Here is a 26934-nt window from a genome sequence, read left to right on the forward strand (position 1 = left end):
ATTACTGCTGCCCGGGCTTCTGCCGCGCCTGCCACCACAGCTGAAAGACCAGCAATGTCCAAAGCGGCTTGCGCAGGTCGGCCCTGCCGGAAATGTGCTCGTCCATAAGGGCGCGCACTGCAACGGGATCAAAAATTCCCTGAGCCTTGAGGCTGTCTGCACTGAGCAGGTCTTCCATAAGGGGACGCATACGCCCGCGCAGCCACTGTGCCACGGGAATCTGGAACCCGCGTTTGTTGCGGTACAGGATTTCCTTGGGCAGCAGGCCCGCAAAAGCCTTTTTGAGCAGCCATTTGCGCTTGAACCCATGCAGTTTGCGGTCCACAGGCAGGCGCGCGGCGAATTCGGCCACGTCCTTGTCCAAAAAGGGCGCGCGCACTTCAAGGCTGTGCAGCATGGAGCAGCGGTCCACTTTCACAAGGATGTCGTCCAGCATGAACTGGCGCGCGTAAACGTGAAAAGCCCGCGCCAGAGGAGCTGCCACGCCATACGGCTGCCAGTGTTCAAACTGCTCGCGCGTTGGCGCCAAAAGCCGTTCGGGCGAAAGAAAGCCCGGCGCTTGCGCCTTGAAGCTTCCGGTCAGAATTTCCGCCTGCATGTCGGGGGTAAAGGCTGTAAGCATGGTCTGCACCCGCTGCCAGGCAGGAGCCTGCGCCGCACGCAAAAACGTGGCCACAGCCAGACGCGGATTGATATATCCGGCTGACGATGGCAGACGGCGGGCAAGGGGCTCCACAATCTTGTTCCGCACCAGCGCGGGCAGGGCATTATACCATTCCGCCACCTTGAAGCCTATGTAGTGCTCGTAGCCTGCCCACAGTTCGTCCGCGCCGTCACCGCCCAGGGCCACGGTGACCTTTTCACGCGTCACGCCCGACAGCAGCCATGTGGGAGCCACAGAGGCATCGGCCATGGGCACGTCCATTCTGCTCACGATCCCCGGCAGATTGTCGGCGCACTCCTCGGCGGAAAGCACCCGCTCATGGTGGTCTGTGCCAAAGGCTTCGGCCACAATGCGGGCATAGCGCGATTCGTCGTAACTGGCTTCACTGAACCCAATGGAAAAAGTTTTTATGGGCGTGGAAGATTGCCGCGCCATAAGGCCAGCCACAATGGACGAGTCGATGCCGCCCGAAAGAAAGACGCCCAGAGGCACATCGCTGACCATGCGCCGCCGCACCGCCCGTGCCAGCAAAAATTGCAGTTCTTCGCCAAGCTGTTCGGTGCCGCGCCTGTCGTTTTCATCAGGCGTGGGCATGTCCCAATAGCGGCCCGTGCGCAGAACGCCGCCCTCAAGCAGCAGCCAATGGGCTGGCGGCAGGCTTTCCACTTCGGCATAGATGGTCTGCGGCGTGGGCACGTATTCATAGGCCAGATAGCGCATAATGGCTTCTGGCTGCATGGTCAGATTCAGGCCGGGAACTTTTTCAAGGGCCGTCATCTCCGAGGCGAAGTGCAGCCTGCCCTGCTGCACTGTGTAGAAAAAGGGCTTTTTGCCAAAAGGATCGCGCGCGCAGAAAAGCCGCTGTTCAACAGAATCCCACAGGGCAAAGGCAAACATGCCGTTGAAGCGGGTCAGGCAATCCACGCCCCACTGCCGGTATCCTTCAAGAATGACTTCCGTATCCGAGCTGGTGCGAAAACGCGCGCCGTTGGCCGCAAGTTCTTCTTTCAGTTCCGCAAAATTGTAAATTTCACCATTGAAGATGACCGTATAGCGCTCGTCGGCGCTGTGCATGGGCTGCCCGCCCGTGCCAAGGTCGATGATGGAAAGACGCCTGTGCCCCAGGCATACAGGCCCGCTCAACCATTGGCCCTCGCCGTCCGGCCCCCGGTGGGCAATGCGGTCGGTCATGGCCTTCACCCAGTGCAGGGCCTGAGGGTCAAGCGGCGAAGATTCCAGTTGGCAAATACCGGCTATTCCACACATGATTCTTTCCAACACCTGTAATTATTGATGAAAACGCGCGCCAACCGGTCATTGTTGGCTTCGGGATCAAACATATGGGCCGCCAGCAGCCTGCCGTTATGGGCAAGGCCGGCCGCCAGGGCTGAATCGTTGGCCAGCAGGGCGATGGCGTTCGCCAATGCTTCGGCGTCGTGCTGCGGTACCGCCAACCCGGTTTTGCCGTGCCGTACCACCTCGGGCAAAGCATTGACCGTGGTGCTGACTACGGGCAGGCCATAGGCCAATGCCTCAATAACCGTATTGGGAATGCCATCGCGTCGGCCCGACGCATGCACCACGCAGGGCGCAGCAAAAATATCATGCTCTTTAAGGAGCTTGGGCAGTTCATTGTGCGAAATAAGACCGGGCATGCTCACGCGGGCTTCCAGTCCCAGCTGCTTGCGCAACCGGACCAGTTCGGTCTGCATATAGCCAAGACCCATCACGGCCCCGCCGCCGCCCGCCAGAGTGAGGGTAAAATCCAGGCCACGGTCTTGTAGCAAGCCGCAGGCGCGGAGCAATACGTCAAAGCCCTTGGTTACGTCAAACCGCCCAAGAGCCAGCAGACGCACAGGACGCTTCATGGGAACAGGAGAGGCCGAAGCAGGCACTTCATCCAGACGCATAAAAGAAGGATCAGCCTCACTGAAGCAGTGAGAGGCAGGCGCGCCGGGCGTGTCTGCCTGGGCAGAAGCTGCTTCGGGCGCAACCGCTTCGTCAGCCAATGGCGGCAGGGTCAGCCCGTTGTACACCAGCTCAACCTTGCCCTTGGCCTGCCCACGATCAAAATTCTCTATCCGCACCTTGTCTGCGCCGTTGTTGGCGCGCACCAGAAAAGCCGCGTCGAGCTTTGCGCCGAGGTCCGGGTCCGCTGGTTCAAGGTTGTCGCCTCTGGCGCAAGTGGCAAAGGGAAGCCCGGTGATGCTGCCTGCAACCCAGGCGGCGGTTGCCGTGCCGCGCGGCCAGGGCGCGTAGATCATGTCGATGCCCGCTTCCTTGAAGCGCCGGGCCAGATACACCCCTGCGCAAAAAGCCCAGAGGTTTTCTCCCATTGTCTCAAGGCAGCTCCAACGGCGGAACATGGTGCGGCGGAAGAGCCTTCCCATAAGCAGCGGGTGCAGGCAGAACTGGCGCAGAACTTCCGCCAGAATGGCAAAAATTGCCTTGGTGCCCAAGGTGTGGGTCTGCTGGGCCGCCGTGCGCATTTCAGTGGAGCAATGGCGCAGGCTGGCACCGTAAAGACTGAACACAGAGACCGGAAGGCGCTTTCTGAGTCCTTGCACTTCACGGAAAATAAAGGGCTGTGTGAACAGGGGGTACCACAGCAACACGCAGGCCACATGAGGCAGCCCGGGGGCGAATGCCTGCGGGAAAACGGACTCGCTTGTCTTGCTTTCTGTCATAGCTCACTCCTGAGCGTCTGCTAGGGCGCAAACTCACAGGTTATATATACTCGGAGTCGACCATACCGCATTGCGCATGGCGCAAATTAGGGAGCTTCTTGTGGCGGATATGCCCAATCGCCGCATCGCGCGCCGCTGCACTGCCGCAGTCGCAGAGCGCTGTCAGGAGCTTGGGGGCCCAAGGTTTCCCTCAACTGGTCCATGGTCAGGCTGCGTACATCCCAGCGGGATGTGAGCCAGTCTGTCCAGGCCAATATTTTTTGCATAAGCCTGTCCACAGCACTGGCGTCAGGCAAATGGGGCGCACCGCCCGGCATCATTTCTGAGGAATGCCAGGTGAGAGACAGCACCTGCCCTCCGCGCGCCACAAAAAGTCTGGTCACAGCCTGCATGACCCACAGGGGATGATAGACGGGCAACAAGCTCAACGCTCCCCAGTTCTTGAAGCCCGGCCGCAAGCCCGGAGCCGTTTTGCGCAGCAGGCCCGGCAGGGGTTGCAAAAGGGGTGTTACACTCAGGGGAACCTCAAAAATACGTTTTTGTCCAACGGTTACCCAATAAGGGTTGCACGGAGCGTCAAAGTGGTCTGGCCCTGCCTGAGGCGTGGCCCCACAATGCAGTGGGCGTACCGAGGCGTCGACCTTGATTCCGGCCTGGGCCAACAGAGGCCAGTGGTTTCTGTGCAGATCCCACCGCCCCATGCGAAAAGAAGTCAGGGGCGCAGACTGAAATTCCTGTCCCGCAGCCATGAGACGTTCAAACTTGGCGGCCATAAGAGGATCGGGCACGGCTGCGGCGGGTACGCTGGACGCATTGTCGGCAAGGGCGGCGTCTGCACCCGGCCCGTCAAGGGTCAGAGGAGGCGTGTTCCAGTGGTGCAAATGCGCGCCTATTTCAGCGCCGTGCCTGTCGCGCAGGCCGGCCAGCACACGCCGCGAAGGCGCATCGGCCAGCACGCTGTGCGCGCAGAAAAGCGTGGGGCGCACACCTCGCTCACACAGGGGATCAAGCCGTCCCAGGCTGCCTGTATTAACCGTCGAGTATCCCCGGCGGGCATACTGGCCGCCAAACAGCCCTTCTTCTTCCACATCCAGGCTGACGGCAAGATAGAGCGTAGGACGGCTCATGCTTCCTCTTTTTCCGTGAACACCTGATCCAAATGGGATGATTGCCCTTGCTGCAGCCTGGCAGCCCGGGCGCATTGGTCTACATACAGATCATAAACCGCCGCGATGTTTCGTGCGGGGTCAAAAAGCTTTTCAACGTGGGCGCGTCCCGCTTCGGCCATTTTCAGGGCTGCGTCACGGTCAGACACCATACGGCGCACGGCGTCTGCCAGAGCGCGCGGATCACGCTGCGGCACAAGCAGTCCGGTTTCACCGTCAATAACCACTTCGGCTATGCCGCACACATCGGTGGCAATGACTGGCATCCGGTGCGAAAGCGCTTCCATAATCACGTTGGGGATGCCATCCCGGTCGCCGTTGGTGTGCACCACGCTGGGCATGATGAGCATGTCGTGGTCCAGCATGAAACCGCATATCCTGTCGTGAGGGATAAACCCGGGCATATCGACAACCTGTGTAAGCCCCAGGTCGTCCCGCATTTTGACGAGTTTGTGATGCCAGCTGCCGTCGCCCACCAGTGTCAGGGTTACAGGCACGTTTTCACGCCGCAGCCGCGCCATTGCCGTAAGCAGTTCGGGAAAGCCCTTGGTACGCGCAAAGCGTCCCACCGCAAGCAGCCTGTAAGGAGCCTGCATGGGCATGGCGCACTGGCCGTGCGGGCGGAAGGTAAGGCTATTATAGATGGCGTGTACTTTGTCCGTGGCGTCAGGAGGGCAGAACTTGCAGAGCCACTGCACATTGGTGCGGTTGTTGGTGCGGACGAAAAGCGCATCACGCGACTTTTCGCGCAACAGGCCGTCTTCAGGATAAATATCTCCGGCACGGCCAGTGAAGGCAAAGGGAATGCCCGTCATGCGCGAGGCTACCCAGGCTGCCGTTGCCGGACCATTGGCCCAACCAGCATGGATAAGCTGCACTCCATCCAGCCGGCACTGCTCGGCCAGCAGAAAGCCCGCTAAAAAGCACCAGGTATTTTCAGCAATGGCTTCAATATTGCGCATGCGGCGAAAAAGCCCTTCACGCATGAGCCGCCACACAGCCTGCGGCTTTTGCCACAAGGCACGCCCGAAGGCAGCCAGAATGCGGCCGACGGCCTTGATGCCCATGCGGCGAACAGGGCCGTCAAAGGCGTGCATTTCTTCGCTGCACCCTTTGAGATTTTCGCCATACATGCTGTACGCGTACACAGGCAGACCGCGCTGTCTGAGTTGCACGACCTCTCGAAAAATAAATGTCTCAGAAGACAATGGAAACCAAAGAAGCACGTAGGCGATGACCGGCGGAACACTCTGCCGACCGTTTTCCTTTCCCGCTTCCGTGGCAGCGCCACTGGTTAAAGACATATCGGTCTCCGCAGCAAACGAGAGCCGGGCCTTTTGGCCCGGCCCTCAATGCAGTTCTTATTCGCTCAGGTATTCTTCGGCGTGTTCGCTCTTGTATTTTTCCACAATGGCCTGCGCCTTGGGAATTTCTTCCTTCACGGCGTCCAGGGCCTTGCGGATGTGCTCTTCCGTATGGGCGGCAGAAAGGAAGAAACGCAGCCTGTCGGTGCCTTCTTTCACTGCCGGGAAGGTAATGGGCATAACATAGATGCCACGCTTGAAGAGCGCGTTGGACAAGAAGCCCGCAACCATAGGATCGCCCACCATAACAGGCACGATGGCGTAGCCCTGGGCCGCGCCAGTGTCCAGGCCGATGCTGGCGGCGTAATCCACAAAGAACCGGGAAATGCCCTGCAGCTTATGCACTCGTTCCGGTTCGCGCAGCATAATGTCCAGCGCCTTGTGGCAGGCCACGGCGATCACAGGGGGCATCCCCACACTGAAAACAAAACCCGGCGAACCGTACTTCAGAAATTCCACCAGCTCGTGCTTGCCAGCGATAAAACCGCCGCAACCGCACATGGACTTGGAGAGCGTGCTCATCCACATGTCCACTTCATTGGCGTCAATGCCGAAATATTCGTGCGCGCCACGCCCGGTCTTGCCAAGCACGCCCAGCGAGTGGGCTTCGTCAACCAGCAGCATGCAGTCGTACTGCTTTTTCAGCTGGATGATGCGGGGCAGATCAGGGATGTTGCCGTCCATGCTGAACAGGCCTTCAGTAACAATAATGGCCCGCTTGTGCTCGGCGCGCTTGGCCTTGAGCATTTCCTCAAGGGCATCGCAGTCGTTATGATTGTACGAGTAGCGCGCGGCGTGCGACAGGCGTGCGCCCTGCACAAGGGAGTTATGGGCAAGGCCGTCATGAAAGATGGCGTCGCGGTGGCCAAGCAGAAAGCCCAGGGTGGACACGTTGGTGGCGTGCCCGCTCACATAGACAATACAATCTTCCACGCCATAAAGGTCGGCAAAAGCACGCTCAAGCTCACGGTGCGGCGGGCGCTCGCCGCCCACAAGGCGGCTGGCTCCGGCGGACGTGCCGTAAACGGTGGCGGCGCTGGTGACGGCCTCGGTTATTTCCGGATGGGCGTTAATGTCCAGATAGTCGTAGGTGGAAAAGTTCAGATATTCCTTGCCGTCAATGAGAGTGGTAGCCTTGGCCGCACGCTCGTGGCAAAGAAAAAGAGGATTTTCCATCCCCATCTTGGCTCCCATCTCCACAAGCCGGTCAAAGGCGAGCTTGGAACGCATGCGGCTAAAACCGCCTGCGGAGCTTTCTGTGGCGGCAGGTGTTGATGCCGCCTCTTGTCCAGCCTGACAGGAATGGTCGTTCTTCATGCCTTATCCTCTTAAATTTGTCCAAAAAATGCACCGGCCCGCAGCCCTGCAACAAGCAGCCGGACAGAGGGCGCAACTTTGTAAGGATTCAGTATAGCCAAACCATCGAGCTATGGCAAGTGCGTAATATCAAATACTCACCAGCCCGCCATAGCGACAGCCACTGGGCATTTAAGGCCTTTTGGGGCCACCTTTCTATATAAATCCGCACGGCAGCATTCCGCTGCCGTGGCCTATTTTTCGCCCGGCTTCTGGACAAGAGAATCGATATACCTTAGAATACCGCCCTTAGCCGATATATGCCGCTTCGGCCCAATCGATCAACCGCGCGCCACAGGCCCGAGTTTTATGCAGCAAGACCCTGCCCCAGCATACGGCACTTCGCACGGCAAGCCCCGCGCAACGGACAACGCCTTCCTTCAGGACGGACTGCTTGTTCTGTCGCCTCCGCGCGCCACCCTTTCCTGCCCTGCTCCTGAAAATCCGGCCTCTGCCGAATCCCGCGCCTCTTCAGGCGAAATTTGCGCCCAGTCTCTGGTTCGGCAGTGCCTTGACTGGCTCAAGTTTGCAGAAAATGCTGGTCCCGTCATGCTCTGGCTCTGCTGGAACGAGTCCAGCACTCCGGCTCATCAGGCCCAATCCCTGAGCCTTGCCGCAGAAGGTTTGCAAAACCTCTGGCGCCTCGGCCCGGTACGTCTGCAATTTGAATCCTTCCGCCCCAGCCAGCTTCATGAGGGCGAAAAGGTTCTGCGCGCGGCTCTTGGGCAAAGCGCGGATGCGACAAAAAATATTTACCCCTGCATGACCAGCGAGGCGGCCCGTCCCGACACTATGGGCGTGAGCATGCCGCAGTTCCCCAACTATTATAATTCCGACGTGAATAGAGCGCTGGGCGACGAAGAACCCATGCGCCCGCAGGCCGGACGCGTGCCCACCATTCTTTTGCTGGATTTTTTGGCGGATAAGACTCCGAATCTGCAGTGCCAGCCTCTTTTGCTGCGCCTGCCTGCTCCTACGCCTCCGTGCTGCGATATGCTCAAATGCCGCAAGAATCCGCAGCAGGCGGCAGGGGAGCCCCGGCCCGAAACCGCGCCAGCCCTCTGGCAGCCCTGCAGCCTTGCAGCCGAAGCAAATCATATACAAGCCACTGCTACAGACACCACAAAAATGCCCGACTATCAAAATATGCCCGAAGAGCTTATTCTGGATGGCGTACGCTACGCAGACCTGCCCCAGGACGGCATTATGTGGCGTATGGGAACCACCAATCCCCTGTGGCGGCAAGACCTGCTCTCGCTGCCGCACAATCCCGACGCAGCAGCCCTGGCAACCCTTGAAGGGCGTGGCATCTGGCTGGCCCCCAAGAGTGACGCGCCGCCCCTGGCAGTCATGTGTTGCGGTATGGGCTCGGTCTGGCCGGGCATGGGCCGCGAACTCTACGATAATTTCCCTGTGGCGCGCGCCGCTATGGACCGCATCGCCGCTGTTGCCGATTGGGATGTGCTCGGCCTTATGGACGAAAAGGACGTGGAAAAGGTCAGCCCCACACGCTGGCAATCTCCTTACACTTTTATGCTTGAGTTCGCGCAGTGGAGCGTACTTTCCTCGCTGGGTCTACAGCCCTCGCTCTTCTGCGGGCACAGCCTGGGCGAGCTGATAGCCCTGTGTTTCAGTGGCATTTATACGCCAGAAGTAGCTTGGCATATTCTTGATACCCGCGCCATTCACATGGCCGAACTTGAAGCTGCCGCCACCCGCGAAATGGGCATGATGGCCGTACACGCCAACGCTGAAATCATTGATGAAGCGTGCGCGACGTGGCCCACCCTCTACGTTTCCAACTACAATACGCCGCAACAATTTATTCTGAGCGGGCCACGCGAAGTTTTGATGGAAGCCCGCAAAAGCCTGCGCAAGCGGCGTATACCTGCCATTGTCCTCAACCTGAATCTGGCCTTCCATCATCCAAGCATGCGTGTGTTGCGCGATCTTTCGCTGCGCCGCCTCAATGCGCTTGAGATGCACGCCCCCCGCCAGCCCATGCTGAGCGGCACCACCACGGGCTTTTATCCTGACGACCAGCCCTCCATCTGCCAGCAAATCACCGACCTGGATGAAAATTCCGTACGCTGGACAGAGTGCGTGCACACGGCATGGAACAGAGACGGCATACGTCACTTTCTGGAACTGGGACCACAAGATACGCTGTGCAGTCTTGTCAGCGACACTGAATCCCGGGCCCTTTGCCTGCCTGCCGGGCGCAAGGGCAAGGAAGTGGAGGCCATGCGCCAGACATGCGCCCGCCTCTACGCTTTGGGGCACTTGCGCAAAAGTTCCATCCGAACACGCATCGCAGATGTACGCGATGGCAAAGATGCTGCCGAGGCCGCGCGCACGCCGCTTCCGCATTGTGGGCTTGTGCCTGTGGATTCCCCCGACTGCGGCCCAGGCTGCGGGACGGGTTCCACTTCTTCTTGCGGCATCCCCGCGCCAGAAGTCTCGCCCATAAAAACAGACGCGGCGGTTTCCGCCCCTGTTTCCGGCGAGACCGCTGCGCCCGCCCCGGTAAAAACCGCGCCTTCCGTATCATCCGCAGCCGCCTTTCGTGTGGTGCTGGATGTGCTGGCCCGCGCCTGCGGCCGCCCAGTGGAAGATCTGCGGCCAGATATGGACCTGCGCTACGACCTTGCCCTGCGCTCCAGCCGTTTTCCCCTTATTATTCAGGAAGTGGAAAAAGCGCTGGACATCACTGTCAATTTTGAAGATCTGCTGCAGGTTTCCACTGTGGGCGACCTTGCCCGCGTTCTGGGCGCAGCCAATCTTGACGAAACGGCCGATTCCGACAAATCCGAAGCTGCAAGTCAGGTGGCGGTCCGCCAGACGGCTCTGGTTCATGCCTGCGCGCCGCTGTGCCGCTTCAGCCCCATGCGGATGAATACGCAAAGCGACCCCACGGAAACGGCCAGCAGTGCGGAACAGACGCATGCCCTGCTGCCGCTGCCTCTGGATCCCTGCGGTCAGGGCTTGCCCATCCGCCGGGGAGATACTCTGGCCCTTCTGTTTTTCGAGCCGGACCTGCTGCCCGCTCTCATGAGCGGTCTGGCGCCGCTTGGCTGCGTGCTGGCCGTGCCTCGCGCCCAGGTTGAAGCATGCGCCTCTCTGGCCAAGGCGGGCAGCCGTATTGTACCCCTGGATATTGACCTGCGCGTTCCCCATAATACCGCAGAGGCACGCTCACTGGCTGAAGATACCAGCGCTGCCCTGAGCGATCTTGCAAAAAAAGAAGGCAAGGTTGACGGCCTGCTTTTTGTGCCTGCCGCACGGTCCGAAAGCGGAGAAAAGGGAACTGGCCCGACGCTTTCAGCCAACGCCTTTGCCGCCGCAGACATGCCCGACTTGCTGAGCGCGGCCATGCGCGTCACCGTGCCACACGGGCTGCGCTATGCCTGCCTGTGCAGCTTGCTGCAGCCCACAGATGAAAATCTGCGCGGCGACGGCCCGCTGGAAAAGCGCCTTGAAGAACTGGGGCAGGAAGCTGGCGTCGCCACACGTGCCATCCGTCTTCTGGAAAAAACTCTTCGCGCCGGACTTAACGATTGGGGCGACATGCTGGCCCGCGAACTTTTGCGCGGCACTGCCCGCCAGGTGCTTTGGGTTCGGCCCACGGCCCTGCCCGTTTTTGCCGCGTCCGCCGGTCAGGCAAGCCGCGACTCCCATGCGCCCGCTGCGCAGGAAAAGAAGGGGCAAGGGCTCATCATTACGGAAAAACCATGCTGCTATCCCCTGGTTTTTCCCGATCCGCATCCGCCTTACCGGGCCACTTCCACACTTTTTCAGGGTTGCTGCCATTACTCGCGCTTTGCCGATACCGACCTGGCTCTTCACGGCGGCCAACCAGGCAATGCCCTTGACGGCACGCCCTGGCTGCCGCCAAGCCGTGCCCTGGCGGCCTTGCTTGAAGCCTCAAGCCTGTGGCTTCCCTGGCTGACAGCCACTGGTTTTTCGGACCTCCGGTTTTATGATCTTCCCCAGCTGCCGCCCGGCATCACTCGCGAATGCAGGGCCGCTGTTGAAGCAGAGCCCTGGCTCATGCAGGACGGAGTCATGACGCGCCTGTGCCGCGGCACCCTGGACGTGCGCGGACTTTCAGCCAATGGCAGACATCTTGACCGCTATGCGCCCGTAGCCGAGGGCATGACCATTCTGGCCGCTGCCAACGGACTGGTGCCGCCATTGTGGCCTGATGAAAATGAGCCCCCACGCGCGGAGCAAATTCAACAGGCTCTGGATACTGATCTTTTTTATAATTCTGTTGGTTTTGGCGCGCCCTGGCGCATGCTGCGCGAGTTCAGCATTCTGCCTAATCACAGATATGCCGCACTGTTGGACCATTCGTATACAAGCATTGCCCCCGAGGGTAATAAAGGCTATACGGATGTACTGCATGTGGTGGAGGGAATGGTGCAGGCCGCGTGGATGGCAATAGCCCAAGATGCCGGAGAGGCAGAGGCGATTGCCGCTGTCATACGAAACTGGCATCTGCAGGCTGCGGGATTCATACGTTTTGGGGGCGAAAGAGGCAAAGGACCGTGGCTCATAAGGATGCGGCGTTCCTGGTCTGCCCCAAATCTGTTGCGTTTTGACGGCCAGGCCGTTGACGAACGCGGACGCGTCTTTCTGACTCTTCACCATCTTGAGTTTAATCGGCGGGACACCGGAGCCGCTGCGCTTTAGTGCGTCTCCGCCGCAGTGACAGTGACTATACCAACGCGCAAAGTGCGCGACATTGTAAAGGGTGCCTGATGCCGCATAACACACGTCCTCTCTTTTCAGCGCGGTCTTATCTGCCGTTGCTGCTCGTTATGACCCTGTTTTTCTCCGCATGCGCCTCAAACAAGGCGGGGCTGAAATCTCCGGAGCTTCCGGCCAAACACTGGCTGGAAGAGGCTCCCGGCGTACCGGTAGAAAACAAGGCCAAACTTGAGGCGGCAGTGCCCAACCTGTATGATCCCAGCAAGGTTTTCACCTACGAGGACTGCGTCTTTCTGACCATCCAGCAGTCGCCCCTTCTGGTCAACAGCGCGGTGGATCTGGAAATCAAGCGCGTAGCCCTTACCGACGCCGTGTGGAAATACCTGCCCGAGCCACGCATGACCATGCAGGTTACCAACAACCTCACGCGTAACAACATGGACCACAAGGACACCCCTGGCGACTACGGGCGTGCCAAGTTCACCGTGGGTTTCTATGCGGCCTTCCCCAATCCTGTGGCTACCTATTTTGAACATCAGGTGCAAAAGGCAATGGTCAATCTGGCCATCTCCACGCACCGCAAGGCCGTGGGCGAAGCCATCTACAAGATCGCCCAAGCCTATTTGCAACTGCAAGCGCAGAAGAAAATCGTCAAGGTTCAAAAAGAGCTGCTGCCCATCGGCAAGGAGCTTATATCCTACTGGCAGCAAGTGGAATCTGTGGACGGCCGCCAGGGGGTTTCCCTCAACTTGGCCATGCAGCACCAGCGCGAGCTTGAGCTGATGGTGGAACAAACCAAGATGAAGGAAGTCATGCAGCTCACCCAGCTGAAAATACTCGCTGGTGTGGACCCGCAGCACAAGCTGGACGTGGACACGTCAAGCGCTGACGAAATTCTGAAAGGCTTCAACGGCCGCAGTCTCAAGTGGGACGACCGTTGGAATACCACTGAAGACGACCTGCTTTTGCGCGGCCAGATCAAACTGGGCGATTACAATATCATGGTCGCCTGGGCTCAGTATCTTCCCAACATGAGCATCTCCGTCAACAACAGCCCGCCAGCGGGCCAGTATCAGCCTGCCAGCGGCAGTGAAGACACCTTCCTGCACCTGAACTTCGACTTTCCCCTGCTGGACTGGGGCCGCCGCTACCGTGGCGTGCAGACTGCCCGCATGATGAAGGCACAGGCCTTCCACGAAATGGCCCGCAAGCGCACAGATTATTCCAACAAGTGGCTGCAGGCGGAACAGAACGTGGCCCTGGCCGAAACCGAGCTCAAGATCGCGAAAACCCGTTTTGACACCGCGGCCATGCAGTACAAGGAAGCTCATATTTCCTTCAACGAAGGCATTGCGGATCTGCCCAATGTGGCCGACAGGCAAGAAGCCATGGTACAGGCCCAGATCGCGCTTATTCGTGCAGAACTGACCTGTGAGCTGGCCCAACTTGAATGGATGTATATTTCCACCTCGCTTCAAGAACGTTTCCTCGGCATGCCTGCCAAGGAGGTGCTGTAATGGCGCGCTATACACGCATGGCCTCTTCGGCCCGCAAGGGTGCGCTGGGCATTGCTCTGGCATTTTTGGCCAGCCTGATTCTCGCCACCGCAGCCTTTGCGGCTGACGGCGGAAAGACTGGCGTGACCATTCTTACGGGCAAGGTCGTAACGACAGTCACGCGGGCCATCCCGATGCCCTTTAGCGGCGTGGTGGACTCCGTCTTGGTCAAGCCCGGCGAAGCTGTTGAAGAAGGCGCGCCTCTTATGCGCTACCACTTGTATGAAGATGCGGAACGCACCCTGCAACGCGAAGTCATGCAAGGCCCCAGCACGGAAAACCTCAAAGGACAGGTGCTGGACCTTGAGCGCAAGCTTGCTGAAACCATTGCCCAGCGCAACAAGGCACGCCAGCTTGCAGCTTCGGGCCTTGGTTCACGCCAGGCTTCGGGGCGCCTTGAAGAGGATGTAAGCTCCCTGCAACGCCGCATCGAGCTCACCCGCACCACCATAAAAAAAGCTGAAAACAGCTTTGCCATCCGCCTCAAGGAACTGAGCAGCTACTTTGGACAGGAAATCAAGGAAGGGGAAATTCTGCCAGAAACCCTGACCCTGACCTCGCCCCTCAAGGGCTATGTGCTGTCGCTGGATGCCACGCTCAACCCCGACACCCTGCTTCCGGCGGGCAGTGTTCCCATCAGGGTGGGTCAGCTTGACCCTGTGCTTATTCAGGTGCCCGTCTACGAAGCCGAAGTCAGCGGCATCAGCGAAGGCGACAAGGTTGCGGTGGAAATCCCCTCTCTCAACAACAAGGTCTTTACGGGCAAGGTCACAGAAATATCTTGGGTTTCCAGTGATATGAGCGTGTCCAATCCTTCCTATTACACTGTGGAAATCACCGTGCCCAACCCGGATCTTGAGCTTAAGCCCGGCTTCAAGGCTGTTGTGCGTTTCGGGGGCGACAGGTAAAGCCTCCGCATGAAGCTCAAGAGCATTCCCCGCAGGCTCGGTTACATTCTGGGCGCGCAATGGACGCGCGACCTGGCCTGGACAGCCTTTACCATTTTGCTTGCCCGCCGCAGCCCCGATATAATGGGGCAGGTGGTGTTGGCCCTCACTTTCGGCTATCTGGTTAAAACCATTGCTGATGTGGGTCTTAATGATTTTCTGCTATCTACCTTTGCCAGGCGGGAAGGCCGCCCCCGGGCTTTGCTGGGCGAAGTAACGTGGCTCAAGCTTACCGTTCTGGTGCTGGCCCTGGTTGTTACGTGGTTGGTTACCGGATGGCAGAACTACAGTCCTGAACTTCGCCTTATCGTGCTGTGTATTGCCGCAGGGCTTGGTCTTGACGGTGTGAGCGACTCTTTTTTCGCACTATGCCAGGCTCGGGGCCGTCAGGATGTGGAAATGCGCATCCGGGTGCCCTCAGCCCTCATCGGCATAGGTTTCGGCATTGCCTGCGTAGTCATGGGCGCTCCCCCCATTATCATCGCGCTTTACAAGCCCATTGAATCCATACTGTGCATCATTTTTGCCCTCACAGCGCTTGGCCGCAACCCTCTCGCGGGTGTAGGCCGATCCGGCATGCTCGATCTGGCGCGGCAAATGAAGCATGGCCTTATCTTTACCTGCATGGCCGCCTGTGCCATGTTCTACAACAAAATCAACGTCATTTTTCTCAAGCAATACGGCGGTAACGCCGATGTGGGCGGGTACGGAGTGGCCTGGGAGACGGTGGAAGGTCTCTCGGTTCTGGTATCAAGCGCGCTTCTGGGCAAGGTTATTTTTCCGCTGCTGGCAAAATTCTGGCAGCAGGATAAAAATGCCTTTCGCCAACTGGCTGGCCAGACGGCCCGGTCCTTGTGGGCGGCATCCTTGCCCATCATCTTTCTCATTTGTGTGGAAAGTGACCGATTTCTGCCGTTTATTTACGGTCCAAGCTATGAGAGCGCCGTTCGGGCACAGCAGTTGCTGACGCCTTGCCTGGCCACTGCCTTTCTGCACAACCTTGCCGCCTATGCCATGATAGGCATGCGCCGCCATCGTCTTCTGCTGCTTTTCTACGTCAGCGGGCTTATTCTTAATATTATCTGTTGTCTGACGCTTATTCCGGCCATGCCTCTGGAAGGTGCGGCGCTGTCTCTTACCATCACCAAGGTTTGGGTTGCCATTCTTACTGTGGGCTTTTTTCAGTGGACAACCCGCCCGATGAGTGCGGCGCAATGGCTCCTTATGCTGACGACAGCAGGAGTGAGCATCGCTTTGTGGTGGGGCACGGGCAAAATTGCCCCTCGTGAAATCGCTGAAGGGGTGGGGCTTCTTCCCCTGCTGGCCTTGTTCTGGTGGTGGCGTCCTCCCCCGCCCTTTGAAAAAAAGGCACCTCAAGCCGAATAGCAAAACGAAGCCGCAACTCTTCTGAGTTTGCCTTCCTCTGCTGCCCAAAAATTTCAACGTGTTGCGGCTGCGAAATCATCGTTTCCCGGTATAAGGACTATGAGTTTACTGCTCCACAGAGATGCTTCGCCCGTTGCGACAAGGGCTTAGCGCGCCACAGGACAGTAAACTCCGCTTGCATCAGCCGCGCAGCACATGCGCAGCGTTGTCTAGTACCCCGAAGAACTCCGCTCAACCATGCATGGCACAAACACAGTTTGTTACACGCCCCCCTGCCGCATCCGTACAATTCGCGAACTCGTAACACATGACCGCGAAGCCCCCATCAGAGACAATCAAGATCCCACTGATACGCCAGCATTTCAGCGCGATCCCCCGCTTGCCCTCCTGCCAGCTTTCAGCCTTGGCATTGACGAGAATAATTGGCTACGCGTAGCATGCAAAATCAGCATGCCGCGTATAGGCTAAAATTGCGCATAAGGATTTTCATGGCTAAAGACCTTTTCCTACAACGTAGACGCTTTCTCAAAGGTCTGACTTCTGCGGGAACGGCTGCCAGTATGGGCTTGGCTGGCCTGAGCCCTGCCCAGGCCATGTCTTTGCGCTTGTCCACCGGAGGCACTGACTGCTGCACAATCATTGATGTCGACCTCTGCACAGGCTGTGGCGCGTGCGTCTCCGCGTGCCGCTCCCGCAACCTTTCGCGCCTGCCCTTACCTCAAAAGCCTACTCCAGCCCCAACGCCAGCATGGATTCCCATCAGCGACTGGTCAGATCGCCGGCAGATAACGAACCGCCTGACGCCGTACAACTGGATTTACATCCAGAGCTGTACACTGCCTGCTTCGGACGGGTCACGGCGGGTCTTCATGCCACGCCGTTGCCTGCACTGCCTCAACCCGCAATGCGTAAGCCTGTGCCCTTCGGGGGCAGCCCGCCAAAGCCCCAGGGCGCAGCATATATTGATGAAAACATCTGTTTTGGCGACGGCCCATGCCAGAGAGCCTGTCCCTGGCTGATCCCCCAACGCCAGTCAGGTGTTGGGCCGTACCTAAAATTTGCCCCTCGTTATATTGGGTATGGCCTGGTTTTCAAGTGTGATTATTGCCACGAACTGCTGGCACAGGGGCAGCCGCCCGCCTGTGTTGCCGCCTGCCCAGCCAAGGCGCAACATTTCGGCATCAGAGACGAGATGATTGCCCAGGCGCAGGAAATGGCGCACCAAAGAAACGGTGAAATTTTTGGGCTCAAGGAAAATGGGGGCACCAATACGCTTTACGTTTCGTCAGTTCCCTTCCGCGATATTGAGGCTGCCATGCTGCAACAGGAGCAGGTTGGCTTTGGCAAACCGAGCTTACGCCCCGCAGGAGCCAGCATGAAAAAAGAAAACAGCCTGGTCGACATTGTGCTGGCTGCGCCATTGGCCGGGGTGGCCTTGGCTTCTCTGCGTCTTTGCCGCAACTGGCTGAAGGCTCGTAAGTCATGATGCGCTCTCAACGCACCCCAACCCGGCTTTTTTCGGGCACGTTCTGCGCGCTTTGGACAATCGCCCTTCTGACTGCGACGCTGTCCGGCTTGGCCCACCTGCCCGTGGCCGTTCGTTACAGCCTGATTAACATAGATAATCAGGCGACCGTATGGCACTACTATGCAGTAGCCTTACTGCTCATGCTTGAAACATATGCCGTCATTATCTGGTGGGTCCAGGGCAGAGGCATGTTTTCCTTTACACGCTGTGGAGCTATCCGCACGGCGCTGCTTGCCACACTGTCTGTTACAGGGCTGATACTCATGCTGCATAATCTGCCAGACGTGGCTGTTTTTGGGCGCGCATACACGACCGTAAAACTCTGTCACCTTTTCAGCGGCCTGCTGCTTGTACCCATTCTTCTGGTGCAATGCTGCCTGTGGCTTGCCGGAAAACCCAGCGCATTGAAAATTTGCGCATCTAAAAAAAACCGCTCCTCGCTGTAAACGGCAATGCAGTTTACAGTGCAAAGAGACGCCGTTTCTCACCGGAATAACGGATAAAAACATATTTCAGGTAATTTGAATGCACTTTTTTGCGCAGGGCAGCCGTTGAGCCTTGGGACGCAACGGCGGTTCTGAGTTTGATACAATTGTCGCGGTCATCTCTCCACAACGCATGTGACTTTTCGCTGGGCGGGCTTTTATGGACAACCTGCGAAAAGGCATAACTGTACTGCCCACATAGCCCGGAATTCTAGTTGTGGAAGCTGGCGAGCAACCTGTTAGAGCATTTTACCTTTAAAAAAATTTAATTGCTCTAACGCTGGCAAGAGGGCAACACGCCGCAACTCGACGTGAATCTTGCCGGAAATCACATTTTTCTGCAGAATGACAGAGTTGAGGTGAAATGCATTTCACAGCCAGTCTGCTCTAACGACACAAATGCAAAAGGGCGGAATACTCCGCCCTTTTGCATTGCACAGATTTGCACTGAGCCTTTTGCGCTGCCAATTTACTCTTTCAGAGACATAGGCAGGCTATAAACGTCTTATCTTATGCGCGCCTGACAAAATATATTGAAAGCGCGCCCGTGCGGCTCAGCGGTCCAACTGAACCATTCTTTCGCTATGAGCGGTAATCCGAGTTAAGCGTCACATACTCATGCCCCAGATCCGAAGCCTTGAAAGTGTACGCTCCCGTTCCGCTGCCAAGCTCGATGTCCACCTGCACATCCTTGCCCTTGAGCAGTGCAGCCAGCGCGTCTTCCTGATCTTCATTCACAGGACAGCCCTGCCGGAAACGCTCTATGCCGCAAAGCTTCATGCTGACTTTGGTGGGGTCAAACTTTGCGCCGCTGTAACCCACTGCCGTCACAATGCGCCCCCAGTTGGCATCGCCGCCATAGATGGCGGTTTTGACCAGCTGGGAATGCCCAACGCTGCGGGCCACAAGCTCTGCGTCGGCATCACTGCCTGCACCGCTCACCGTAATATGGATAACCTTGCTCGCGCCTTCGCCGTCCTTGACCAGCATATACGAAACCTGCGCCAGAATGGCCGTCAGGGCCTCTTCAAGCAAGGCCATATCGGCGGTACTTTGCGCGGCCACGCCAGAAGCCCCGTTGGCAAGCCCAAGGATGGTGTCGTTGGTGGAGGTGTCGCCGTCCACACTTACGCGGTTAAAGGTCTTGCCCACGGCGCGGCCAAACATGGCCTGCCAGGAATCTCGTTCCACCTGCGCGTCCGTGAGCGCGACACACAGCATGGTAGCCATGTTGGGGCAGATCATGCCTGCGCCCTTGGCCATAACCGTCAGGCGAACCGTACCGCCCGCAAGCGTGACTTCGCGCATGGCGAACTTGGGAAAGGCATCTGTGGTCATGAAGGAACGGGTGAAGCCTTCGGCATCACGAGTGCCAAGGCTTTTTACCAGTGCAGGCACAGCGTCGACCCAGCGTTCCATCTTGAGGTGGGCCCCAACCACGCCAGTGGAAAGAGGCAGTATTTCGTCCACTGCCAGCCCCGTAAGCCCGGCAACCATGCTTTGAGTGGCGCGGCAATTGGCAAGCCCTTCGTCGCCAGTGCAGGCATTGGCCTGCCCGGCATTGGCAAGCACGGCCCGCACGGTGCCAGCGCGGTTCAGTATTTCCTGACAGGCCAGCACAGGGGCGGCCTTGAAAAGATTTTGGGTAAACATGCCTGCCAGTACTGCGGGCGTGTCGGAAACTATGAGACCAAGGTCGTCCCGTCCAGCTTTCTTGAAATTGGCTGCAGCGGCTCCGGCCCTGAAGCCCTTTGGCAAATCGTTCTGCATGGCGCTCTCCTGAAAGTATGCCGTCCGCATTTGTTCCGGGCGTACGACCCAGCCTGCGGCTATGATGTACCGTACTTGATGCGGGGCATGGCCCGCGCCTGTTCCGTCAGATACCTTCTCACTGAAAGTATCTCTTTTCAATATATTCTGAACGCCTGTCTCACATTGAAAAACTCAAACTGCGCACAAAAAAATTCCGCAGCGGCACAGTCTCAGTGAGGAGAACGCGGGCTGTGCCTAACAGTTACGCCCACACGACGCGCAACCGCGAGATTCGTCATGATGCGGGATCACTTCCATGGCACCACAAAGCGGCCCAGGCCCCAAAAAAATGCATGCAGTGGTTCTAGTGCCTCGCCAATTGTCGGCTATGTTGGCGTGGGGATTTCTGCCCGGCAGCAGCCAGACCGTTGTGAAATTACTTCAGCCAAAACCAAGGGGAAGGAATCTCGCCTATTCGCCAGATGTCCTTCCCCTGTCTTCGTCCCTGTGGATGGCAAAGCCAGCCCGGACACGAAGGGTACGGGCCGACGCACCAAGATGCGCCGGCCCGTTTGATGCCTATGTTCTGCTCTTCTGAATTTCGTCAGAAATGGCCTGGGGCACCTTTTCGTAATGGTCAAACTGCATGGTGAAGGTGGCGCGGCCCTGAGTGCGCGAACGCAGGTCAGTGGCATAGCCGAACATGGAAGACAGCGGCACCTGGGCACGCACGCTCTGTGCGCCGCCAGCGCGGGCTTCCATGCTCTGCACACGGCCACGGCGGCCGTTGAGGTCGCCCATGACGTCGCCGAGGTATTCTTCAGGCGTAACCACTTCCACGTCCATGATGGGTTCCAGCAGCACAGGGCCAGCCTTGTGCATGCCGTCCTTGATGGCCATAGAACCAGCCACATAGAAGGCCTGTTCCGAAGAGTCAACTTCGTGGTAGGAGCCGAAGACCAGCTTGACCTTCACGTCAACCACGGGGAAGCCAGCCATAACACCGGACTTCAGGGCGTCGTTGATGCCCTTGTCCACCGCGGGGATGTATTCCTTGGGAATAACGCCGCCGGTGATGCCGTTGATGAACTCATAGCCCTTGCCCGGATTGGGCTCAATCTCGATAACGACGTGACCGTACTGGCCGCGACCACCGGACTGCTTGGCGTGCTTGAGGTCAGACTTGGCAGGCTTGGAAATGGTTTCGCGGTAAGCAACCTGGGGCTTGCCCACGTTGGCGTTAACGCCGAATTCACGGGTCAGGCGGTCAACGATGATTTCCAGATGCAGTTCGCCCATACCGGCGATAAGGGTCTGGTTGGTTTCTTCGTCGCCCTTGACGCGGAAAGAGGGGTCTTCCTTGGCCAGCTTGTTAAGAGCAGCGGAAAGAGCATCGCGGTCGGGCTTGGTCTTGGGCTCAATGGCCACTTCGATAACAGGCTCGGGGATATTCAGGGATTCCAGAATAACCGGGCGCTTTTCGTCGCACAGGGTGTCGCCGGTGGAAGCGTTCTTGAGGCCCACCAGAGCCACGATGTCGCCCGCGCCAGCCCATTTCACGTCTTCGCGCTTGTTGGCGTGCATCTTGAGGATACGGCCAATACGTTCGCGCTTGGTTGTGTTGGAGTTGTACACGGTCATGCCGGATTCAAGGAAGCCGGAATAAATACGGAAGAAGGACAGATGGCCGATAAAGGGGTCGGAGAAAAGCTTGAACACCAGGCCGGCAAAGGGTTCTTTGTCGTCGCAGCTGCATTCAATGACTTCGTCTTCCTTACCGGGCGCGTGGCCGGGCATGGGCGGAATGTCCACAGGGGAAGGCAGGTAGTCCACCACGGCGTCAAGCAGGGGCTGCACGCCCATGTTGCGGAAAGCGGAACCGCACATGACGGGCACGATGGTACGGGCGATGGTGGCCTTACGGATGCAGGAAATGATTTCCTCTTCCGTCAGGCTTTCACCGCTCAGGTACTTTTCGAGCAGCACTTCGTCTTCTTCGGCTACGGCTTCCACCATTTCGTGGTGCTTTTCTTCGTAAAGCTCCATCATGTCGGCAGGCACGTCTTCAACAACAAATTCAGCGCCCTTGGAGCTCTTGTCAAAGCGAATGGCCTTGCCGGTCACGAGGTCCAGCACGCCTTCAAACTTGTCTTCAGCGCCGATGGGCAACTGCAGGGGCACGGCCTTGGCGCCCAGGCGGTCGTGGATCATGCCCACGCAACGGAAGAAGTTGGCACCCAGGCGGTCCATCTTGTTCACGAAGCAGATACGGGGCACATGATAGCGGTCGGCCTGACGCCACACGGTTTCAGACTGGGGCTCAACGCCGGCAACGGCGTCGAACACGCAGACAGCGCCGTCGAGCACGCGCAGGGAGCGTTCAACTTCAATGGTGAAGTCCACGTGGCCGGGCGTGTCGATGATGTTGATGCGGCAGTCTTTCCAGAAGCAAGTGGTGGCAGCGGAGGTAATGGTGATGCCACGCTCCTGTTCCTGCTCCATCCAGTCCATGGTGGCCTGGCCTTCGTGCGTTTCACCAATTTTGTGGTTAACGCCGGTATAAAAAAGAATGCGCTCGGTGGTGGTGGTCTTGCCGGCGTCAATATGGGCCATAATGCCGATATTGCGCTGTTTGTTTACAGGAACGGTGCGGGACACAGGGTTATCCTCCATACTGCGGATGCGGTGTGGTGCAAAACCGACGCCGCTTCCTTACGGATGCGGCGTCGGGATACATTCATGAGAAAATAGGGACGGCCTCTTACCAGCGGTAATGAGAGAAGGCCTTGTTGGCATCAGCCATACGGTGGGTATCTTCGCGCTTTTTCACCGCGCCACCGCGCCCGTTGAAAGCATCCAGCAGTTCAGCGGCAAGCTTGGCAGTCATGCCCTTTTCGCCGCGCGAGCGGGCATAGTTGATGAGCCACCGGATAGACAGCGAAACCTGGCGTTCAGGACGCACTTCCATAGGAACCTGATAGGTCGCACCGCCAACGCGGCGAGCCTTGACTTCCATATGGGGCTTCACGTTATCCAGGGCCTTTTCAAAGGCGCGCATGGGATCTTCGCTGGTCTTTTCGGCCAGGGTTTCCAAAGCGCTGTAGAAAATCTTTTCGGCGGCGCCCTTTTTGCCGTCATACATAAGCCGATTCACGACTTTGGTGACGAGACGGCTGGAATAAAGCGGATCGGGCAGCACTTCCCTCTTGGGAACAGGACCTTTACGGGGCATGGGGTTTCTCCTTCATGCGGGTTTCGGCGTCACCAACCCCGCAACGCGCCGGCGCTCCGCAATAGCGGGCGGCCAGGCGCGCCGCATGGCGCACGCCGTACAATTAATAAAACCTTATTTGGGGCGCTTGGCGCCGTACTTGGAACGACTCTTGCGACGATCGGCCACACCGGAGGTATCCAGGGTACCGCGTACAATGTGGTAACGCACACCGGGCAAGTCTTTTACACGACCGCCGCGGATGATGACCACGGAGTGTTCCTGAAGGTTGTGACCTTCACCGGGGATGTAAGCCGTAACTTCAATGCCGTTGGTCAGGCGCACACGGGCAACCTTACGCAGAGCGGAGTTAGGCTTTTTAGGGGTGGTGGTGTAAACGCGGGTGCAAACACCACGACGCTGCGGGCAAGCCTGCAGGGCGGGCGTCTTTTTGCGTTTCAGCACGGCCTTCCGCTCAATGCGGATAAGCTGGTTAATAGTGGGCATTCTTTCTCTCCATATTGGAATATTGCTCTAAACTAAATCCTAAAAGAGGACAGGTCATAGCCTGCCTGTTAAGAACTGTCAATAGCGCCACAGCATTGAATGCCGTGGTTTCTTTTTCTGGAAAAGCAGAAAAAACATGTTTTTGCAGCCTGTTGCCGCCAGTCAATTTAATGCGGCATGGACCCAGAAAAAAAATGTATGACAAGAACGCCCATCACAATAAGGCCGAGGCCAAGACAGGCGGCCATGTCCAGCTTTTGCCCAAAAAGGGCAAAACCCATAACGGAAACAATGACAATGCCAATGCCACTCCAGATGCCGTACGATATGCCCATAGGCACCACCTTGAGCACCTGCGCCAGCAGGTAGAACGAGATGCCGTATCCGCTCAGGGCAGCCACGGTGGGCACAATGCGGCTCATACCGTTGGACTGCTTGAGGCAGGCCGTAGCCACCACTTCAAGCAGGATGGCGCCGCCCAGTTGCAGGTAGGCTATATTGGCGGGACTCATACTTCACTCTCTCACAGGCAGAGTCTGACACGATCTGGGTTACAAAATTCTTACAATCCACAAACTTTTACGAGCCATGCGCCTGTTGGGGCAGATTACTCTGCTGCAACCACAGGCGGACAATATACGTCACGCTTGCTATGGAGTTTGCCCGTGCAAAAAGCAGCCGTGCAGCTTGCGCGGCTGCCTTTGCCTTGCAGGGCCGGAAGCTGCCAATAGCTGCGATACCGTCTGCAAAACTGGTTTTGACGCGCCAAGGGCACGCCAATGCAGAGGCTTGCTGGCAAAGACGGGGAAAGGGATCGCACGGCCATCCCCTGCGGCAAAGCTCGCCGGGTCAAACCGCGCGCGCCCTTTCCCGTAATGTTTTTACCTTGCCGGAATTATTCCTCGCTCAAGGCCTCGGCAAAACGGGCGCGCAGCGCCTCCAGCTTGGCCTTGGCATCCAGCAGTTTTCCGGCGCGTTCACGCTCACGCTCAACCACATCGGCGGGCGCGCGGCTCACAAAGCTTTCATTACTGAGCTTCATGTTGACGCCCACAATGTCTTTTTCAAGCTTGGTCAGTTCCTTGTCCAGACGAACCAGCTCACCGTTGAGGTCCACGGCTCCGCGCAGGGGCACGATAACCTGGCAACCTTCAACCACGGCCGAGGCCGAAGCCTTGGGCGCGGACACGTCGGCACCGACGGTAAGCCCGTCAAGGCGAGCCAGGGTAAGAATAAGATCGCGGTTTTCTTCCAGCAGGCTCTGCTGAACCGCATCCACCGGGTGCAGCATCAGGCTGACGCGGTGAGCGGGGCTGATGCCCAGTTCAGCCTTGATGGTGCGAACGGCGACGATCACGCCCTGAATAAGCTCCATGCTGGCAGCTTCCGCAGGACGCACGCAGGCAGGACGCAGCACCGGGTACAGCTCGCGGGCCAGGTCAGTGGCTTTTTCGCCAGCAGGCACAGGCAGCGCGGCCCATATTTCGGCAGTGACAAAGGGCATGATGGGATGCAACAGCAAGAGAATTTCACGCAGGGCCACCCACAGCACGTACTGGGCCGCAGCCTTGCGTTGCTCGTCTTCGCTGTACATATCGGGCTTGATCAGCTCAAGATACCAGTCGCAGAACTCGTTCCACAGGAACTTGTAGCCCAGCTGGGCCGCATCGTTAAAGCGGTAGTCCGTGAGGGCCTGATCCATTTCCAGCTTGACCGTCTCAAGCCTGTGCAGCAGCCACTGGTGGTGCAGCCCCTGAACGCTGCCAAGGTCCACATGGGCCGGAGCTTCTTCAGGCAGGTTCATGAGGGCGAAGCGGGCTGCGTTCCAGAGCTTGTTGACAAAGTGGCGGTAGCCTTCAATGCGCTCTTCTGAAAGGCGGATGTCGCGTCCCATAGCCGCAAAGGCCGTTAGGGTGAAACGCAGGGAGTCGCAGCCGTATTTGTCGATCATTTCCAGCGGATTGATGACATTCCCCGTGGACTTGGACATCTTGCGGCCCGAAGCGTCGCGCACCAGCGCATGCAGATACACGTCGGCAAAGGGCGGCTTGCCCATAAAGTGGATGCCCATCATCATCATGCGGGCCACCCAGAAGAATATGATGTCAAAGCCAGTCACCAGCACGGACGTGGGGTACCAGCGGTGCAGTTCCTTGGTATCAGAAGGCCAGCCCATAGTGGAGAACGGCCAGAGAGCCGACGAGAACCAGGTGTCCAGCACGTCCTCGTCCTGCTTGAGGCTGGCACTGCCGCAGTGCGGGCAAACGTCCGGGGCTTCTTCGGCCACGATAAGCTGACTGCACGCCTCGCAGGTCCAGGCGGGAATGCGGTGCCCCCACCAGATCTGGCGGCTGATGCACCAGTCGCGGATGTTATCCAGCCAGTGATTGTACGTCTTGAGCCAGTTTTCAGGCAAGATGCGGGTCGTTTCGGGCACAGCGGCGCGGGCGGCAGGGGCCATTTTGGTGGCGGCCACAAACCACTGGGTCGACACATGCGGTTCCACAACCGTATGGCAGCGGTAGCAGTGCCCCACGGCGTGATCCAGCTCTTCAATGCCTTCAAGCTGTCCGGCGGCCTCAATATCGGCCACGATTTTTTCGCGGCAGGCTTCCTTGGTCAGACCTTCATAAATTCCGGCTTCGGCCTTCATGATGCCGTTTTCGTCAATGGCCTGAATAAAGAGCAGGTCGTGCTTTTTGCCGAGCATCCAGTCGTTGTGGTCGTGGCTGGGTGTCACCTTGAGCGCGCCCGTGCCGAATTCGCGGTCCACATAGGCATCGGCAATGACGGGAATTTCGCGTCCAAGCACGGGCACAAGCGCCGTCTTGCCTACCATGTGGGCGTAGCGCTCGTCTTCAGGGTGCACGCAAATGGCCGTGTCGCCAGGGATGGTTTCAGGCCGCGTGGTGGCAATGGTGATGGAACCGGAGCCGTCTTTCAGAAGGTAGCGCACCTTCCAGAGTTTGCCCCTGCTCTGCTCGTGTTCCACTTCGTCATCGGCCAGGGCCGTATGGCAGCGGGAGCACCAGTTGATGATATAATCGCCCTTATAAATAAGGTCTTCGTTGTAAAGCTGCACAAAAACCTTGCGCACGGCGGCAGAAAGGCCTTCGTCCATAGTGAAACGCAGGCGCGACCAGTCAACGGAAGCACCCAGCGCGCGAATTTGATCAAGAATGCGGTGACCGTAGTCTTCACGCCATTCCCACACGCGGTCGATAAAAGCCTCACGGCCAAGATCTTTGCGGCCCTTGCCTTCCTTGGCCAGAGCGCGCTCAACCACGTTCTGCGTGGCAATGCCCGCGTGGTCGGTACCGGGCACCCACAGCACATTTTTGCCCTTCTGGCGGGCATGACGGCAAAGCACGTCGATAAGCGTGACGTTGAGGGCATGACCGATGTGTAGCGCGCCAGTGACGTTTGGCGGCGGAATAACTATGGAATAAGGCTCGCCAGGGGCGTCCGGGTCAGGCGTGAAGGTCTTGTCTTCTTCCCAGTGTTTGCACCACCGGGCTTCCACGTCATGGGGCTCATAGCCCTTGGGGAGGGTATCCGCCATCTTGCATTCTCCGTAAAAGGCGGCAATAGTGCAGCACTATGCATGCTGCT

18 protein-coding genes are annotated in these 26934 nt (G+C 58.2%); 7 read left to right on the forward strand and 11 right to left on the reverse strand.

Annotated features, from left to right (window positions below):
* Position 1 precedes the first annotated feature (1 nt).
* The 5 genes from asnB to HNQ38_RS07075 form a co-directional block, all read right to left on the reverse strand.
* Positions 2-1930, reverse strand: a complete 1929-nt coding sequence (gene asnB / locus HNQ38_RS07055; RefSeq protein ID WP_183718865.1) for an asparagine synthase (glutamine-hydrolyzing) — start codon at positions 1928-1930, stop codon at positions 2-4.
* Complete coding sequence (locus tag HNQ38_RS07060) at positions 1918-3351, reverse strand: glycosyltransferase family 4 protein (RefSeq protein ID WP_183718867.1); 1434 nt, start codon at positions 3349-3351, stop codon at positions 1918-1920. The genes asnB and HNQ38_RS07060 overlap by 13 nt, the downstream gene beginning before the upstream one ends.
* Before the next feature lie 86 nt (positions 3352-3437).
* Positions 3438-4478 (reverse strand): polysaccharide deacetylase family protein, encoded by a 1041-nt coding sequence (locus HNQ38_RS07065; protein ID WP_183718869.1) that lies wholly within the window; start codon positions 4476-4478, stop codon positions 3438-3440.
* A complete protein-coding gene (locus HNQ38_RS07070; protein ID WP_183718872.1) occupies positions 4475-5821 on the reverse strand; it encodes a glycosyltransferase in 1347 nt (448 codons plus the stop codon). Before HNQ38_RS07070 ends, HNQ38_RS07065 begins: the two co-directional genes overlap by 4 nt.
* 57 nt (positions 5822-5878) lie before the next feature.
* Positions 5879-7198, reverse strand: a complete 1320-nt coding sequence (locus tag HNQ38_RS07075; protein WP_183718874.1) for an aminotransferase class I/II-fold pyridoxal phosphate-dependent enzyme — start codon at positions 7196-7198, stop codon at positions 5879-5881.
* A 348-nt stretch (positions 7199-7546) separates the two neighbouring features.
* Here HNQ38_RS07075 and HNQ38_RS07080 point away from each other — a divergent pair, with 348 nt between their 5' ends.
* The 7 genes from HNQ38_RS07080 to HNQ38_RS07105 all read left to right on the forward strand — a co-directional run bounded on the left by HNQ38_RS07080 (position 7547) and on the right by HNQ38_RS07105 (position 17813).
* Positions 7547-11932, forward strand: a complete 4386-nt coding sequence (locus tag HNQ38_RS07080; RefSeq protein ID WP_183718876.1) for an acyltransferase domain-containing protein — start codon at positions 7547-7549, stop codon at positions 11930-11932.
* Between the two features lie 68 nt (positions 11933-12000).
* A complete protein-coding gene (locus HNQ38_RS07085; RefSeq protein ID WP_183718878.1) occupies positions 12001-13467 on the forward strand; it encodes a TolC family protein in 1467 nt (488 codons plus the stop codon).
* The gene (locus HNQ38_RS07090) at positions 13467-14414 is read left to right on the forward strand and encodes an HlyD family secretion protein (protein ID WP_246388041.1); all 948 of its coding nucleotides are present in this window, start codon (positions 13467-13469) and stop codon (positions 14412-14414) included. The genes HNQ38_RS07085 and HNQ38_RS07090 overlap by 1 nt, the downstream gene beginning before the upstream one ends.
* Positions 14415-14423: 9 nt before the next feature.
* Positions 14424-15839, forward strand: a complete 1416-nt coding sequence (locus HNQ38_RS07095) for an oligosaccharide flippase family protein (RefSeq protein ID WP_183718880.1) — start codon at positions 14424-14426, stop codon at positions 15837-15839.
* A gap of 593 nt (positions 15840-16432) precedes the next feature.
* Positions 16433-16858 (forward strand): 4Fe-4S dicluster domain-containing protein, encoded by a 426-nt coding sequence (locus HNQ38_RS14180; RefSeq protein WP_246388053.1) that lies wholly within the window; start codon positions 16433-16435, stop codon positions 16856-16858.
* On the forward strand, positions 16744-17325 hold the full coding sequence (locus HNQ38_RS14185; protein WP_246388042.1) for a 4Fe-4S dicluster domain-containing protein: 582 nt from the start codon (positions 16744-16746) through the stop codon (positions 17323-17325). The genes HNQ38_RS14180 and HNQ38_RS14185 overlap by 115 nt, the downstream gene beginning before the upstream one ends.
* On the forward strand, positions 17322-17813 hold the full coding sequence (locus tag HNQ38_RS07105; protein ID WP_183718882.1) for a FeS-binding protein: 492 nt from the start codon (positions 17322-17324) through the stop codon (positions 17811-17813). Before HNQ38_RS14185 ends, HNQ38_RS07105 begins: the two co-directional genes overlap by 4 nt.
* A 621-nt stretch (positions 17814-18434) precedes the next feature.
* Here HNQ38_RS07105 and argJ read toward each other — a convergent pair.
* The 6 genes from argJ to HNQ38_RS07135 form a co-directional block, all read right to left on the reverse strand.
* Positions 18435-19622 (reverse strand): bifunctional glutamate N-acetyltransferase/amino-acid acetyltransferase ArgJ, encoded by a 1188-nt coding sequence (argJ, locus tag HNQ38_RS07110; RefSeq protein WP_183718884.1) that lies wholly within the window; start codon positions 19620-19622, stop codon positions 18435-18437.
* Between the two features lie 561 nt (positions 19623-20183).
* Positions 20184-22262 carry an elongation factor G gene (gene fusA, locus HNQ38_RS07115; RefSeq protein WP_183718886.1) on the reverse strand — a complete coding sequence of 693 codons (2079 nt, stop codon included), beginning with the start codon at positions 22260-22262 and terminating at the stop codon, positions 20184-20186.
* Between the two features lie 103 nt (positions 22263-22365).
* Positions 22366-22836, reverse strand: coding sequence for a 30S ribosomal protein S7 (gene rpsG, locus HNQ38_RS07120; RefSeq protein ID WP_183718888.1), 471 nt, complete (start codon positions 22834-22836; stop codon positions 22366-22368).
* Between the two features lie 114 nt (positions 22837-22950).
* Entirely contained in the window at positions 22951-23322 is a 372-nt protein-coding gene (gene rpsL, locus HNQ38_RS07125; protein ID WP_012625691.1) for a 30S ribosomal protein S12, read from the reverse strand.
* A gap of 167 nt (positions 23323-23489) precedes the next feature.
* Positions 23490-23834: an SMR family transporter gene (locus HNQ38_RS07130; protein ID WP_183718890.1), complete on the reverse strand. Its 345-nt coding sequence runs from the start codon at positions 23832-23834 to the stop codon at positions 23490-23492.
* A 383-nt stretch (positions 23835-24217) separates the two neighbouring features.
* Positions 24218-26884, reverse strand: coding sequence for a valine--tRNA ligase (locus tag HNQ38_RS07135; protein WP_183718892.1), 2667 nt, complete (start codon positions 26882-26884; stop codon positions 24218-24220).
* Positions 26885-26934: the final 50 nt, after the last annotated feature.

Source organism: Desulfovibrio intestinalis (genome assembly GCF_014202345.1).
Classification (GTDB): Bacteria; Desulfobacterota; Desulfovibrionia; order Desulfovibrionales; family Desulfovibrionaceae; genus Desulfovibrio; species Desulfovibrio intestinalis.

Excerpts from the sequence above, each read along its gene's own strand:
- HNQ38_RS07060 (WP_183718867.1), bottom strand. The coding sequence starts at position 3,351 with ATGACAGAAAGCAAGACAAGCGAGTCCGTTTTCCCGCAGGCATTCGCC.
- HNQ38_RS07075 (WP_183718874.1), bottom strand. The coding sequence starts at position 7,198 with ATGAAGAACGACCATTCCTGTCAGGCTGGACAAGAGGCGGCATCAACA.
- rpsG (WP_183718888.1), bottom strand. The coding sequence starts at position 22,836 with ATGCCCCGTAAAGGTCCTGTTCCCAAGAGGGAAGTGCTGCCCGATCCG.
- HNQ38_RS07065 (WP_183718869.1), bottom strand. The coding sequence starts at position 4,478 with ATGAGCCGTCCTACGCTCTATCTTGCCGTCAGCCTGGATGTGGAAGAA.
- HNQ38_RS07135 (WP_183718892.1), bottom strand. The coding sequence starts at position 26,884 with ATGGCGGATACCCTCCCCAAGGGCTATGAGCCCCATGACGTGGAAGCC.
- HNQ38_RS07080 (WP_183718876.1), top strand. The coding sequence starts at position 7,547 with ATGCAGCAAGACCCTGCCCCAGCATACGGCACTTCGCACGGCAAGCCC.
- HNQ38_RS07070 (WP_183718872.1), bottom strand. The coding sequence starts at position 5,821 with ATGTCTTTAACCAGTGGCGCTGCCACGGAAGCGGGAAAGGAAAACGGT.
- asnB (WP_183718865.1), bottom strand. The coding sequence starts at position 1,930 with ATGTGTGGAATAGCCGGTATTTGCCAACTGGAATCTTCGCCGCTTGAC.
- HNQ38_RS14185 (WP_246388042.1), top strand. The coding sequence starts at position 16,744 with ATGCGTAAGCCTGTGCCCTTCGGGGGCAGCCCGCCAAAGCCCCAGGGC.
- argJ (WP_183718884.1), bottom strand. The coding sequence starts at position 19,622 with ATGCAGAACGATTTGCCAAAGGGCTTCAGGGCCGGAGCCGCTGCAGCC.
- HNQ38_RS07085 (WP_183718878.1), top strand. The coding sequence starts at position 12,001 with ATGCCGCATAACACACGTCCTCTCTTTTCAGCGCGGTCTTATCTGCCG.
- HNQ38_RS07095 (WP_183718880.1), top strand. The coding sequence starts at position 14,424 with ATGAAGCTCAAGAGCATTCCCCGCAGGCTCGGTTACATTCTGGGCGCG.
- HNQ38_RS07090 (WP_246388041.1), top strand. The coding sequence starts at position 13,467 with ATGGCGCGCTATACACGCATGGCCTCTTCGGCCCGCAAGGGTGCGCTG.
- rpsL (WP_012625691.1), bottom strand. The coding sequence starts at position 23,322 with ATGCCCACTATTAACCAGCTTATCCGCATTGAGCGGAAGGCCGTGCTG.
- HNQ38_RS07130 (WP_183718890.1), bottom strand. The coding sequence starts at position 23,834 with ATGAGTCCCGCCAATATAGCCTACCTGCAACTGGGCGGCGCCATCCTG.
- HNQ38_RS07105 (WP_183718882.1), top strand. The coding sequence starts at position 17,322 with ATGATGCGCTCTCAACGCACCCCAACCCGGCTTTTTTCGGGCACGTTC.
- HNQ38_RS14180 (WP_246388053.1), top strand. The coding sequence starts at position 16,433 with ATGTCTTTGCGCTTGTCCACCGGAGGCACTGACTGCTGCACAATCATT.